The 14,012-nt window shown below is 63.9% G+C and carries 8 protein-coding genes and 4 pseudogenes; 9 read left to right on the top strand and 3 right to left on the bottom strand.

Features of this window, described 5'->3' with window-relative positions; genetic code table 11:
* Positions 1–50 precede the first annotated feature (50 nt).
* The 4 genes from OG617_RS17285 to OG617_RS17270 are packed head-to-tail and all read left to right on the top strand — an operon-like array spanning position 51 to position 6,781.
* The gene (locus tag OG617_RS17285; RefSeq protein ID WP_405103016.1) at positions 51–1,271 is read left to right on the top strand and encodes a cysteine desulfurase family protein; all 1,221 of its coding nucleotides are present in this window, start codon (positions 51–53) and stop codon (positions 1,269–1,271) included.
* Positions 1,264–2,373 (top strand): DUF4007 family protein, encoded by a 1,110-nt coding sequence (locus OG617_RS17280; protein WP_405103014.1) that lies wholly within the window; start codon positions 1,264–1,266, stop codon positions 2,371–2,373. The genes OG617_RS17285 and OG617_RS17280 overlap by 8 nt, the downstream gene beginning before the upstream one ends.
* Positions 2,370–5,945: a hypothetical protein gene (locus OG617_RS17275; RefSeq protein ID WP_405103012.1), complete on the top strand. Its 3,576-nt coding sequence runs from the start codon at positions 2,370–2,372 to the stop codon at positions 5,943–5,945. Before OG617_RS17280 ends, OG617_RS17275 begins: the two co-directional genes overlap by 4 nt.
* Positions 5,942–6,781, top strand: a complete 840-nt coding sequence (locus OG617_RS17270; RefSeq protein WP_405103010.1) for a phosphoadenosine phosphosulfate reductase family protein — start codon at positions 5,942–5,944, stop codon at positions 6,779–6,781. The genes OG617_RS17275 and OG617_RS17270 overlap by 4 nt, the downstream gene beginning before the upstream one ends.
* Here OG617_RS17270 and OG617_RS17265 read toward each other — a convergent pair whose 3' ends face one another.
* Positions 6,782–7,159: a hypothetical protein gene (locus tag OG617_RS17265; RefSeq protein WP_405103008.1), complete on the bottom strand. Its 378-nt coding sequence runs from the start codon at positions 7,157–7,159 to the stop codon at positions 6,782–6,784.
* Between the two features lie 214 nt (positions 7,160–7,373).
* Here OG617_RS17265 and OG617_RS17260 point away from each other — a divergent pair, with 214 nt between their 5' ends.
* Positions 7,374–8,849 carry a DNA phosphorothioation-associated putative methyltransferase gene (locus tag OG617_RS17260; RefSeq protein ID WP_405103006.1) on the top strand — a complete coding sequence of 492 codons (1,476 nt, stop codon included), beginning with the start codon at positions 7,374–7,376 and terminating at the stop codon, positions 8,847–8,849.
* A gap of 95 nt (positions 8,850–8,944) precedes the next feature.
* Here the strand turns inward: OG617_RS17260 and OG617_RS17255 are convergent.
* Positions 8,945–9,269 (bottom strand): annotated as a pseudogene (locus OG617_RS17255) (transposase); the annotation flags it as partial.
* 133 nt (positions 9,270–9,402) lie between these two features.
* On the opposite strand from OG617_RS17255, the pseudogene OG617_RS17250 reads away from it, so the two are divergent.
* The 3 genes and pseudogenes from OG617_RS17250 to OG617_RS17240 all read left to right on the top strand — a co-directional run.
* Positions 9,403–9,573: pseudogene (locus tag OG617_RS17250) on the top strand (ISL3 family transposase); the annotation flags it as partial.
* Positions 9,533–9,760: pseudogene (locus OG617_RS17245) on the top strand (hypothetical protein); the annotation flags it as partial. The pseudogenes OG617_RS17250 and OG617_RS17245, both read left to right, overlap by 41 nt.
* On the top strand, positions 9,735–10,733 hold the full coding sequence (locus tag OG617_RS17240) for a transposase (protein WP_405103004.1): 999 nt from the start codon (positions 9,735–9,737) through the stop codon (positions 10,731–10,733). The pseudogene OG617_RS17245 and the gene OG617_RS17240, both read left to right, overlap by 26 nt.
* On the opposite strand, the pseudogene OG617_RS17235 reads toward OG617_RS17240, so the two are convergent.
* Positions 10,726–11,181 (bottom strand): annotated as a pseudogene (locus tag OG617_RS17235) (IS5 family transposase); the annotation flags it as partial. The gene OG617_RS17240 and the pseudogene OG617_RS17235 sit on opposite strands and share 8 nt — an antisense overlap.
* Positions 11,182–11,503: 322 nt before the next feature.
* On the opposite strand from OG617_RS17235, the gene OG617_RS17230 reads away from it, so the two are divergent.
* Complete coding sequence (locus tag OG617_RS17230; RefSeq protein ID WP_405103002.1) at positions 11,504–13,996, top strand: DUF262 domain-containing protein; 2,493 nt, start codon at positions 11,504–11,506, stop codon at positions 13,994–13,996.
* The last annotated feature ends 16 nt before the right edge of the window (positions 13,997–14,012 follow it).

The following is a 14,012-nucleotide window of genomic DNA, read 5'->3' as shown; positions in this document are numbered from 1 at the left end:
CCAAGCGGGCCACCAGCCCATAAGGTGGGTACCGCGATGGAGGGAGAAGGATGGGTCACACTGGTGTTGATCCCCTCATCTACCTCGACTACAACGCCACTGCGCCCGTTCGTCCCGAAGCGTTGGCCGCAACTACCAGGGCGTTGATGGCAGTCGGTAACGCCTCGAGCGTGCACGTGGCAGGCCGGGACGCGGCCCTTGCGGTCGATCAGGCACGCGAGCGCGTTGCAGCACTGTTGGCATGCTCGCCGAACGAGTTGATCTTTACCTCGGGTGCGACCGAGGCCAACAACTTGGCCATTCGGTCGGCCGCCACGCCTGGCCAGAGCCTAGTGATCAGTGCCGTGGAGCACCCGGCGGTGACCGAAGCGGCAGTTGCGGTCGCCGACGCTGTTGGGGGCAAGGTTCACACGGTCGGGGTCCACCGGGACGGCACACTACGTCTCGACGAGTTGGAGGAAGCTCTCGCAACTTCACCTGCCCTGGTTTCGATCATGGCGGCAAACAACGAGACTGGCGTCCTGAGTGATCTCGACCTAGTGGTGAAACTCGCGCACGAAGCCGGGGCGCTGGTGCACTCGGACGCGACGCAACTCGTTGGTCGGCTACCGATCGATCTCCGTAGGCTGGAGCTTGATCTGCTGTCCATGTCCGGGCACAAATTCGGTGCTCCGCAAGGGGTAGGAGCGCTGTTCACGCGGCGCGGCACGGTGCCGGCGATCCGGCCGCTGGTGCACGGCGGCGGTCATGAGCGTGGACGGCGGCCGGGAACCCTGAATGTGCCGGGCATCGTCGGCCTAGGCGCCGCTGCGGAGGCTGCCGCCCGTTGCCTCGATCAAGAATCGGCATGTATCCGGTTGCTGCGAGACCGCTTCGAGACCGTTGTCATGACCGCCCTACCCGGCACCCGGCGCAACGGTCATCCTGATAGGCGGCTACCCGGCGTATCGAGTCTGACCTTCGACGGCCTACCGGCCGACGCGATGCTCGCTGCCATGCCCGCCATCGCGGCGTCCGAGGCCAGCGCCTGTGCGGCAGGTGCCATGGAGCCGAGCCGAGTCCTGCTTGCCATGGGCCTGAGCCGGGATGAAGCCGAATGCACCATCCGCTTCTCACTGGGCTACGCCACTACCGCCGATGACCTTGATACCGCCGCCCGCCACGTGATCGACGCTGAGCGCCGGGTTCGCGCTGCCCTTTATCCGAACACCACCACGACTGCCTCTGGAACCGCCCGGGGACAGGAAGGACCGCGGAGACACGATGCTTGAAACCAAGCTCAAGGACGTCGCTGAGCCGTCGTTTTCCCGCCATGAGACCTTTCACCCCCGGTTCGGGTGGCTACATAAGGCGTACAGTGCCCTGACTGACCCCAACATCGGCAGCGACGTGTTTCTGCGCGACAACGCGACGGTGACACTCGGCGTGGGTAAGAACATGGTCAACGCGATCCGGTTCTGGTCATACGCCTTCAAGCTCACCGTCGAGTACCCGAAGGACCCCGCGTCTCGGGCGAACGTCGCCTCACCGACCTGGGAGGCACGGTGGCTGCTCGACGAGAACGGCGCCGACCCCTACCTTGAGGACACTGCGAGTCTGTGGCTGCTGCATTGGTGGCTACTGGGAAAGCCCTGCCACACTCCCACCTGGTGGGTGGCCTTTCACGCCCAGTCGACGTCCCGATTCACCACAAGCGAGCTCACCGAGACCACGCTGCGACACGTACGGCTGGCTGGCTGGGAGCCCCCGGTAGAGGCATCGGTAGCCAAGGACGCGGATTGCCTCACCAAGATGTACGCACGCCGGCGTGAACCCACCGCGGGTTCTGGCGGAAGTTTCGAGGACCTGCTCGATTCCCCCTTCCGGGAACTCGGGCTGCTGGAGCCCACCGGGTTCGGCCGCAACAACGCTGCGAGCCGCTGGCACTTCACCAGCAACGCCCGCACCTCATTGCCGCCGGCCTTGGTCGCATACGCATGCCTGGACTACGCGGCGCGCAGCGAGCCTCTGCAGAGTGGTTCCATCGCTCTGGCCCGTCTCACCAATGAGCCGGGTGGCCCAGGGCGGGCCTTCCGGCTCAGAGAGCCGGAGATCGCGCATGCCCTGGAGGAAATCGCCGGCGAGTACCCGCAGATGGCCTTGCTGGAGGGCATCGGACAACGCAGCCTGCGGTTCGAGGGCAATCCCAAGGAACTGGCCTGGGACGTGCTCGACGGCTACTACGGCAACGTTCGCACCCGCGCAGGCTTCCCGGATCGGGAAGCTTGGTATGCCACGCAACCACCCGGGATGCTGCGCGAGATGCGGCGACGTGGCCGCACCGACCTGCTCGACCAGCCGACTCTCGATCGACTCGCAGGAGCCCTGGTATGACCGCCAATGGTGCACCATCGGGCATCAGTCCGCAGACGCCGGCCGGGATCAACATCGTCAGCAGCCGACTGCGGTCGACGAACATCGAACGCGACGTCCGCGACGAGCATCTCGGCCCGGTGCATATCGGCATCCGGGCACAGGACATGCTGGAACGGGTCACCGCCGCCCTGGAGGACCAAGCAAATACCCGCGCCTGGTCCCTGACAGGGCCCTACGGCTCAGGCAAGTCGACACTGGCTCTGGTCGTCGTGTCGCTGCTCGGCCGTGTGGGAAACCGCCGGACGGAGGCCGAAGAGGTACTCGCCGAGACGAGTCCGATCCTGGCCCGCCGGTTGACAACAGCTCGTGACCGCACCGCACCCGACGGATTCATCACCTGCGTCGCCACGGCACGACGAGAACCCCTGCTCGACAGCATCACGCGAGCACTGCTCCATGGTGCCGCCCGCGCCTGGCCTGACGACCACATGCCCGCACCCGTGCAGGAAGCGCTCGCGCCCCTCAAGGCTCCGGGTTTCAGCAATCGGGAGCTCGTGTCCGCCGTAAAGGTTCTCTGCGAGCAGGCGCCGGTCATGCTGGTCATTGACGAGTTCGGCAAGTCGTTAGAGCACCTCGCCTCCCATGGTGAGTTCAGCGATGCCGGTAGCGACGTGTTCCTGTTGCAGGAACTCGCTGAGCTCGGTGCAGGCTACCGCGGCGTGCCGCTCTACCTCCTTACGCTGCAGCACCTGTCTTTCGCCGACTACGCCTCCCGCGCGAGCACGCTGCAGAGCCGGGAATGGGCGAAGGTTCAGGGCCGGTTCGAGGACATCCTCATGACGATCCACCTCGGCGACACCGTCGAGCTGATCCGCCGAACCCTCGACCACGACGGCGTGTCGCCCAAGGGACGCAAGCTCATAGCCCAGCATGCCGCCGCGTCCGCTCAGGCCTGGACCGAACGCGGTCTCCAAGGCATCCTCGCCGCAGGCCACGACACGTTCGCCCACGTGTACCCCCTGCATCCGCTGACAACGGTGGTCGCGCCGTTGCTCGCCGCGCAGATCGGGCAGCACGATCGCAGCATGACCGGGTTCATCGCGAACGACGAACCCCACACGGTGCGACGCTTCCTGCAGAGCTACGCCTCGGATCGCCCCTCCTCCGCGTCCACCGTCCGCATCGCCGACGCCTTTGACTACTTCTTCACCGCCGGCCGCACCACCATCTTGGCCTCGGCTAACGCGAGCCGGTGGATGGAAATCGACAACCGTATCGCCGAGGCCAACGGCCTCCCTGACCAGGACCAGGTCATCCTCAAGACCATCGGCATGCTCAACCTCGTCGACGCCTCTGGCGCCCTGCGCGCCAGCATGGACGCCATCTTGTTCGCCTTGAGCGATCCCATCACGCTCAACGACGCCACGGCCCGACAACTGCTCGCTGACCAAGTCACCAGCCTCGTTGACCGCGGCTTCCTGGTGTACCGACACTTCAGCGACGAGTACCGGGTTTGGCGGGGCAGTGACGTCGACCTCACCAGCCACATCGAGCAGCTGATCAACGCCTGCGACGACCACGCTGCGGTCAAGGTCATTTCGGCCTACCTGCCGACCGCGGTCGTTGCGGGTAAGCACAGCCAACGCACCGGCATGCTGCGCCACTTCGTCACCAAGGCCACCGACGCAGGTTCGCCCGAGCTCATCGGGCCGTCCGCCGCTGACGCCGAAGACGGACTCCTCCTATTCCACTTCGGGGACGAGTACACCATCCCCACCGTTCGAACCAACCGCCCTGTCATCGCCGGCGTGACCGCCCACGCCGAGAAAGTACTCAGTACCGCCCGCTACCTCCACGCTCTGCACGAGCTACCGGCCAACGTCGACCTCGACGCCGTGGCCAGCACCGAGGTCAGCGAACGCATCGCGCAGGCAAGCGCCGAGCTGGCCACCCGGGTCGCAGAAGCCTTCCTGCCAAGCCAGCTGGCCCCCACCTGGTACCTACTACCGGCCAAGGCGGGGGCCGCCGTCTTCACAGCTGACGCCGAGACCATCAAAGGCAGAAGCCTCGCAGAGCTAGTCTCCAAGGCGTGCGAGAGCGTGTTCCCCCACGCCCCTCACATTCGCAACGAGATGCTGGGCCGGCATAAACTGACAAGCCAGGCTGCCAAGGCGCGCCGTGAGCTGATCATCGCCATGATCACGGCGCCCACCCAGCAGTACCTCGGGATTGAGGGCTACGGGCCAGAACGCGCGATGTACAGCGGAGTCCTGGAGTACCTCCAGCTGCACCGCCCCACCGATCAGCGCAGCGACGACGACACCGAACTGCTCCCATTCGGCTTCTACGAACCGGAACCCAGCAACTCCCTCTACCCGGCGTGGACCGCCATGCAGCAGCAGATGCGGGCTGCCACCGAACAGCCGCTGCGGCTCGACACCGTCTACGAGCTCCTCGAAGCGCCTCCTTTCGGGATACGGCCGGGCGTCATCCCGATCGTCGTGCTGACCGCGCTCATCATCGGGAGCCAAGAACTCGCCCTCTTCGAGGAGGGCACCTACCAGACACGGCTGACCGAGGCTTTCGCCGAACGCATGATCAAGAGCCCGGAGCGGTTCGCGGTCAAAGCCATGGGCGTTCAAGCGGGTCCGCGCAAGGCTGCAGTGACCGAGATCGCCCAGGTGATCGGTGCGCGGATGCCGGCAGCACCGCCGATGAACGTCCGCAATGTCGCGCCCCTGACGCTCACGCGTGAGTTGCTCGACCGGGCCCGGAGCCTGTCCGCGTACGCCGATCGCACCCAACGACTTCCCAAGCAGGCACGGGCTGTACGTCAAGCGCTCAAAACCGCTCGCGAACCCGACACTCTCCTGTTCACCGACCTGCCGTCCGCCCTCGATCTCGAGCCGATCCCAGCGAACGGTGAGATCGACGAGCAAGCAGCGCGCCGCTACGCCGAGTCGCTGAGCAAGGCGCTTACCGAAATCGGCCGAGCCGACGAACGTCTGCGCACACAAGTTGTTAAGGCCATTGCCGAGGCATTCCACATGCCCACGAACCTCGGCAAGCTACGTCAGCGCCTTGCGGTCTACACCCGACACCTCGCCGATGTGAACCTGGTCGAGGCGAAACTCCGTGGTGTCATCACTCTCGCTCAGGAGACCACGCTCAGCGATGACGAATGGCTCGACCCGTTCGTCGTCCGGATCGTCGGCCGCGGGCTCTCCGACTGGCGTGACGGTGACATCAGCACCTTCACCAACGAGGTCCGCGCAGCCGCTCGCGCTATCGAGCGGTTGGCTAACCTGCACCAGCCCACGACGGCTGAACCGACCGACGCCACTTTCGTCTCCCAGGCGATCACCGTCACCCAGGCCGACGGACACGAGCTCCACACCGTCGTCCACCTCTCCGACGAGGAACGCGCCAGCGCGCAGGCCCTGCTGCCGGAGGTGATCGCACTAGCCCGTAAGAAGATCAGCGAGAACGGTGAGCGGGCGCTGCTCGCCCTACTGGCCGAAAGTGTCATAGTCGAGAAGGACGCTGGCAGCGACGACGCACCATCCACGCGAAGGAAGCCGACCCGATGACTGCACCCCGGCAACGTACGCCCGGCGAGACCCGCCACGTTCTCGGCATCTCGGGAGGAAAAGACTCCTCCGCCCTCGCCATCTACATGCGCACGAAGGTGCCGCAGATGGAGTACTTCTTCTGCGACACAGGCGCCGAGCTTCCCGAGACGTACGACTACCTCAACCGGCTCGAAGCGGCCCTCGGTAAGCAGATCGTCCGACTGAACGCCACCCGCGACTTCGACCACTGGCTGCAGGTCTACCAGGGCACGCTGCCGAGCGCGTCCATGCGGTGGTGCACCAAGAACCTCAAGATCAAGCCGCTGGAGGAATGGCTCGGCGACAGCCCCGCCATCTCGTACGTCGCCATCCGCGCCGACGAAAACCGTCTCGGCTACGTCAGCACCAAGCCGAACATCAAGGCTGTATTCCCGTTCCGGGAAGACGGCATCGACCGTGATGGAGTCAACCGAATCTTGGAGGAGTCCGGGATCGGCTTGCCGGCCTACTACGAGTGGCGCACCCGTTCCGGCTGCTACTTCTGCTTCTTCCAGCGCAAACACGAATGGGTTGGCCTCGCCGACCGGCACCCGGAGCTGTTCGAACGCGCGGTGGAATACGAGGACAAGGTCAACTACCAAGCCACGGCGATGCGCGGCCGTCAGTACACGTGGTCTCAGGGTGAGTCGCTGCGCGACCTTCTCGAACGGCGCGATGCGATCGAAGAGCGGCATGCCGCCGCTCTTGCTCGTGCGGCAGCTAAACCCCGTCCCAATCTGCCCCTCATCGAGGTGCTCACCGATGCCCTCGACGAGGAGAGCGACGAGGCAGGCTGCGGCGTCTGCCACCTCTAGCTAGGTGTCCGCCTCCACCAACACCGGCAGGAACACCACATCTGGGTCCCGCGCCAACCTGTTGTACGGCTGCTGCCACCATGCCTTAGCCACTGCCGTGTCCGCAAATGCCCCAACCGCAGCCCCACGCCGACTTGCCGCATTTACGATTAGCGCTATCACCATGCCATCCCCCTTAGGCTCCGACGCACCGAACAGCGCGGACACCAACTTCGGTGGCAAATGGACCAGCAGATCTGGATTGCGGAAGGTGCCGGTCGACCGCTGAACGCCCGAGGGTGGGATCATGGCTGCAACGAATTCAGCTTCTCCGCCATCAGAGTTCTTGACCAGAAAGGAAACGTGGCCTGCGTCAGTTGTACGTGCTTTCAGAATCACTTTATCTCCAGTGGCTAGCCCTCTCGCTGGACAGTGACCGCTGAATATGCGGCTCAGTCAAGTCGGCCTTACTGATGTTGGAAGTTGAACTAGCGCTAAGTGAGCGTACCGAGCCCTACGGGTAGCGTGGCAGGGTGAGTGGAACAGGGGGCGGATGCTTCCTGCTGCGTGTACTCTTCGGGTCCTCGGCTACGAACCGGCAGAATCGTGAGCTATGGACAGCGCCCAGGTGATTCCCCGCCACCAGACAGCGATCGCCCGTCAGCACCTGTCCAAACCTATCGCGCTGGCAATGGCCGATGGCATCCTGAGCGCTAACTCCACGCTGTTCGACTATGGCTGCGGGCGCGGCGGAGACGTCGCGCGCCTCCAGGCCATGGGCTACGCCGCCCACGGCTGGGACCCAGGACACAGCCCCAACGCCGAACGGCACGCAGCGGACGTGGTCAACCTCGGGTACGTCATCAACGTCATCGAAGACCCCACCGAACGGGCTCAAACGTTGGCATCAGCCTGGGCTTTGGCCCGGCAGGTACTCGTCGTCGCGGCCCGAACCGACTGGGAAGCACGAGCCGTCACCGGCCACCGTCACGGCGACGGGATCATCACCAAGCGCGGCACCTTCCAGAAGTTCTACAGTCAGGAGGAACTACGCAACTGGATCAACGTTCAGCTGCGCACCGACTGTATCGCCGCCGCGCCTGGCGTCTTCTACGTCTTCCGCCAGGACGCTGATGCCCAGACCTTTCTAGCGTCGCGTACTCGGCACCGACCCGCACCCACGAGCCGGCCACGACGTCGGCAAGCCCTCTACGACGCCCACCGCGAAGATATGGACGCGCTGGTGGCCTTCATCGCCAGTCGTGGCCGAGTCCCCGATCCAGAGGAGATTCCCGGAACAGCAAGTCGGCTTCTGGGCGTCTTCCCTTCGCTGAGACAAGCTGCAGCGCTGTTACGGGATGTTACCGGCAGCCAGGACTGGGACAGAGATCTTACGCGAGCTCACCATCAAGCAGAACGGGATCTCCTGGTCTACCTCGCACTCGCCGCGTTCAGAGGCCGACCCAAAGCGTCGGATCTACCCAAGGGCGTAGCGCTCGACGTACGAACGCTATTCGGATCCTACCGAGCTGCCTGCTCCCAGGCGGACGAGCTGCTCCACGCCATCGCCGATCAAAAAGCATTGAACAATGCATGCAGTCTGTCTGGTATCGGAAAGCTAACGGCCGACGCCCTGTATGTGCACGCTACGGCAATCCAGTTGCTTGATCCACTCCTCCGTGTTTATGAAGGATGCGCCCGGACGCTCACCGGGACAGTGACGGAATGCACAATCATCAAGTTCTCGCGGATAATGGCCAAGGTCTCCTACCTCTCGTATCCAGACTTCGACAAGGCGCCACACCCCGCATTGGCGACATCCTTGAGAGCAGATCTTAGGAAGCTAGACGTCAAATACACTGACTTCCGCAGATCAACCAACCCGCCCGTGCTCCATCGTAAAGAAGCGTTCGTCCCCCTTGACTACCCCGGCCGCGACAAGTTCGCCCGGCTGACCAAGCAGGAAGAGCGCGCCGGATTGCTGCACGAAACCGCGACCATTGGGACTCAAACCGGGTGGGAGCAGCGGCTACAAGACCGGGGCTACCGGCTAGCTGGGCACCGCGTCGTCCGCACCGGGATCGCGTAATGAGCAAGTCAGACAGACTGGCCATGGCTTCAGGCTGGCGATCGTCGCCGACAGTCCATGTTGCTACTGGTACCGCCTAGGGTCTGTCCTGTCGATCATGGAAGCCAGATGACGGCAGCGATGATGACGAGGCTGGCCCGGTAGAGGCACGCGCATTTGGCGCAGTGGGCGGCCAGGTCACGCCACTGCTTGAGCCGGTTGAAGCAGCGTTCAACGACGTTGCGCTTGCGGTAGATCGCCTTGTCGAAGGCTGGTGGTCGCCCGTCGGCGCTGCCCATCGCGGCCCGGCGGGCAACCCTGGTCGCTGCGTTCGGGGATGATGTGCCGAATCCCTCGCTGCCGCAGGGCTCGACGCGTCGAGTCATGCGCATAGCCCTTGTCGGCGATCAGCGCCTCGGGACATTTGCGGGGCCGACCGGGGCGGGCTCGTTGACGGCTCTTCGAAGTCGAGCGGGGTTCGCGGCTGAAGCCGACCCGGGCCTGAAGGGCTCGCAGCTCATCATTGATCATCTGAGTGTCTAGATCGGATAGTCACAAGTGAAGAGCTGCGAGCATGGTCAACGATACGACGCGGCTCCTGGGCCTGGACGGGCTGGTCGCGGAGCGGGTCGAGCTAGACGCGACCGGGGTTCCGGTGGTGGACCTGTCCACCGGGTCTGTGCAGGCGCGATGTTGCCCTCAGTGTGGGCAGCGGGCGGTACGGGTCAAGCAGTGGACCACGACCCGGCCGCGGGATCTGCCGGTCGCCGGACGGCCGGTGCGGCTGCGCTGGCGTACGGCGCTGGTACTGCCCGACTGCGGCCTGTCCGCGCCAGTCGTTCACCGAGCAGGTCGACCAGGTCCCGGCCCGCTCACGGCTGACCACCCGGCTGCGGCAGGCGGCAGGTGCCGCCGTCGCCGACTCCGGCCGCACGATCGTGCAGTCCGCCCGGGACCACGGCCTCGCGTGGCCGGTTGTCGCGGCCGCGTTCACCGTCCACGCGAGCGCGGTGCTGCCGGACGAACCGGAGCCCGTCGCGGTGCTCGGCATCGACGAGGTCCGCCGCGGCAAACCGCACTGGAACTGGGACGAGCAGGCCGGCTCGTGGACCACGACCGCAGATCGGTGCCACGTCGGCTTCGTGGATCTGTCCGGCGGCCAAGGGGCTGCTCGCCCAGGTCGAAGGCCGCACCACCACCTCGGTCACCACCTGGCTGACCGAACGCCCGCAAGCCTGGCGCGACCAGGTCCAAGCGGTAGCGATCGACATGTGCACGGTGTTCAAGTCCGCGATCCGGCAGGTGCTGCCGCATGCGGTGCTGGTGGTGGACCACTTCCACGTCGTACAGCTGGCCAACCGAGCCGTCACCGAGGTCCGCCGGCGCATGACACTGACCTGGCGCGGGCACCGCGGCCGCGCAAGTGAGCCGGAATGGCGGATGCGTAACCGACTGACTCGCTCGGCGGCCCGTATGAGTGGCAAACACGTCGATCGCCTGGTCGACACCCTGCAAGCCCTGCCTGCCAAGATCGGCGCCCCGTTCCTGGCCGCGTGGAACGCCAAGGAGGATCTGCTCGACCTGCTCGCGGTTGCCCGAACCCGCCCCGACCGCGAGCACGTCCACCGGTTGCTGCACCGCTTCTACGCCCGTTGCGCCTCTTCCGACCTGCCCGAACTCCACCGGCTCGCCACCACGATCGAGATTTGGTGGCCGCAGATCCACGCGTTCCTGACCACCGGAATCACCAACGCCGGGAAGGCACCAACCGCGTCATCAAAACCGTCGCCCGCGACGCCTACGGCTTCCGCAACCCCGAAAGCCAGCGGCTACGCACCCGCACCGCGGACACCCGCCGCCACCGCGGACACCTCAACCCCGCTTAACTTCGAAGAGCCTCGTTGACCCGGATCGCGTCCAGCAGCGCCAACAGTTGCGGGTTGTCGCCGGCCTGGCCGGGGTGAGCAGGATCGACGTCGGCCGCCCCGTCCGTCGACAGCCAGGTGTGTCTTCGTGCTCAGCCCGCCTCGGACCGGCGGATGGCCTCGCCATCTTGCGCACCAGGCGGCCGCACTTGTTGGGGAGCCCCTCTTTTGCGGGCGCCAGCGGAATGCTGGTGCGCCCGCCGGATCGACGGTTCGGTGCTGATGGTCCACTGCCCCGGTGTGCCATCGTCATACGCCTGCGCCGCGGCGAGGATCGGAGCCCACGTACCGTCCGCGGTCCACCGTCGCAGGCGTTCGTGGCAGGTCTTCCACGGCCCGAAGGGTTCCGGCGGGCCACTCCACGGTGCACCTTTTCGCAGCTTCCACAGAATCCCGTTGATGACCTGGGGATGATCCCGCCACCGCCCCGTGCACGTGAGTGCCAAGCGGCGCCCACTCACGTGGCGCTCCCTGGGAACGCGGCGCCTCATCCGCGTGTTGGCGCATGTCCAGCCGAAAAGTGCGGAAGCATGCGAAGCATGGTTCCGAGGATGGAGATGAGTGCGACTAGGCCGCGCGACGAGATCCGCCTAGACGCACCGCCGTAGCCGCCCAATTCCGCCACGAAGCCGACAATCCGTCGCGGCAGGACTGTCGGCCGGCGCCGAAGCTCCCATTCATCTCCAAACGCCAAGAGCAGCGACAGCCGCGTGATGTGCAATCATCACATGACCGACCGAAGGGCGGCCCATGCCTACGCAGGCAAAGGAAATATTCGAGGCTCAGAGTAAGAGTCTCCGTGAGTTGTTGTCAGACAATGGCCTCGGCTTGTACCTTCCGCCATACCAGCGCCCATATGGCTGGGGTAAAGACAAGGTCGAGAAGCTACTCGACGACACTCTACACGGGTTGAAGAACCTCGGGGACTCCCCTGACAGCTTCACCTTTCTGGGCACCGTGATCACGATACACGACGTCAATCACGTCACCGTACAGCCGATCGTAAAACCCGAAGTGCCGTCTAAGGTGCTTACCGTGATCGACGGCCAACAACGCCTGTCGAGCCTGCTCATCTTGCTTGTTTGCCTTCACAATCTGATCCGTCAACACTCATGGAAGGTATTCAAGGAGAACGAACCGAACCATGCGGCTAATGCTGATGTCGCGCTCTATGCAGAAACAGTTAACATCCTGCAAACCCTTGGCACAGCCATCTACGAAAAAAAGAACTTTGGTGCTGCACCAATCTATCCTCGTCTGATCCGCGCCTTCGACGACCAGTGGTCCAAGGATGTAAATCTCAAACAGTACGAATCCCCGATTGCCAACTTGATTTACACCTATTCGGTAACAGCGGACGCGGAAGGTCTGACCTCCAAGCCATCCGACTTCCGACCGAAGGCGCGCTCCGCCGCTGGTGAGGGCGAGAGTGATCTCATCAAGCGGCTTGCTGAGATTCGTTCCGCATTGACCAAGCTCGCTCAGACCAAACCGATCGAGGAGCTCGAGGACCTACCACCGCTTTCGGTCCTAGCCAATAATATCGAGTTTCAGCGTGCGCTGTTCAACCATGAGTTGGATACCGCCCTAAGCGTACGGCTTCGCGAGCTTAAAGACGAACCCCATGCTGTCCTGATGCGGCTCGTGATGTTTGCTGCGTACGTCCTGAACCGTATTGCTTTAACGGTGGTACAGGGCAAGGACGAGGACTATGCCTTTACAATCTTCGAGTCACTGAACACTACAGGCGAGCCCCTCACCGCCTTCGAGACATTCTTGCCACGCGTGGTGATGGCGGAGAAGATCCGAGATTATCAAGGATCTGACGCGCACGACCACATGCGGGCTGTTCAGAAATATCTCGACCGGTTTGACGTAGGTGAAAAGCTGCAAAACTCGACACGGGAGCTGCTGATTACCTTTGCCTCCGCCGAGACGGGCAAGAAGCTCTCGAAGCGGTTACCTGACCAGCGAACCTATATGAAGGACACTTTCGACCGCCATAAGGACTCCGACGGAGATCGCGCTGCCTATTTGCGTCATCTAAGCGACACGGCGACGTTCGTTGGCATGACATGGGAGCCGGCGAAAGACGCTACTCGCCAGCTCGTCGGACTCCCCACCTCCGCGATGACGGATACGGTCAAGCTCTGCCTAGCGTTCCTTAAAGACCTAAATCACACGATAGCCATCGCACCCCTGTTGCGGTTTTACTCAGAGGCCGTGCATGCGGAGGAGGGGGAAGAGAGAGACAAGCGGGTCACAGATTTCGATACAGCCATCAAGGCGGTTACCGCCTTTACGGTCTTCTGGAGAGCAACCCGGCGCGGCACGGGCAATATCGACGGCCAGTACCGAGCAGTCCTGGCGGGAGACACCCTGACCGGCATGGGGCCCTTGGCGCGTCAGCGCACCGCCCCAGGTCCCCATAGGCTTGAGCCAGGGGTCGACGCCGTAGCCCTGAGGGCGGAGCTAGCAGCGCGCTTGACCAACACGGACAGCAAGTTCGGAGGGGTTCCGAACCTTGCCTCGTTTGTGGCAGCGGCATCAGCGCTGCCTCTTTACACGATCAGTCGGCCGCTTACGCGATTCCTCTTACTAGCGGCTTATCATGACACCGTCGAGGACGCCGATCGCCCCGGCCTGATAAAGCAGGGGAAAGTGGGCGTCTCTCCTTGCTTCACCTCGGATGGCTGGTCCGATGAGACGCATTTCACGATTGAACACATCGCTCCTCAGCAAGCAACCGGTGGATGGGAAGAGAGGTTCTATAGCGAAAAGGAGATCGTTCACAAGCTCGGTAATTTGGTCCTCGCCCCAGGGGCAGCGAATGCGTCACTGAGTTCAAGACCGTGGACTGAGAAGAAGGTTCTGTACGCCGCCCTTGGCGCAACGACGGCTGATGAGTCCAAGGCCATCCTCAACGGTTCGGGCTTGACGTTTGCGCAGTCGACCGAAGAACTGGCCAAGCTGTCACGCTACATGCCCCACCTGAGAGCACTCGGGCAGCGCGAAACGGAATGGGACCCTGCCTTTATGGATGAGCGCGCTGCCGTTCTCCTTCGGCTCGCCTATGTGCGGCTCAAGGACTGGCTTGGCCTAGAGTGGTCGGACTCGGCGACAGATTCGGCAGTTCACCGTGTCGCTGACGAGATTGAGCCTGCCGAAGATGAGTTGAACGGAACGGGCGCCGGGATTGTCGGCCAGCGCACCGCCGACGGGTGGGTCACGTCCAGAGGGTGAATGAAAACCTCGTGGG

The sequence above is a fragment of the Micromonospora sp. NBC_01412 genome (assembly GCF_045040215.1).
Taxonomy (GTDB): domain Bacteria; phylum Actinomycetota; class Actinomycetes; order Mycobacteriales; family Micromonosporaceae; genus Micromonospora; species Micromonospora rubida.
This window is presented reverse-complemented; position numbering and strand designations above follow the sequence as displayed.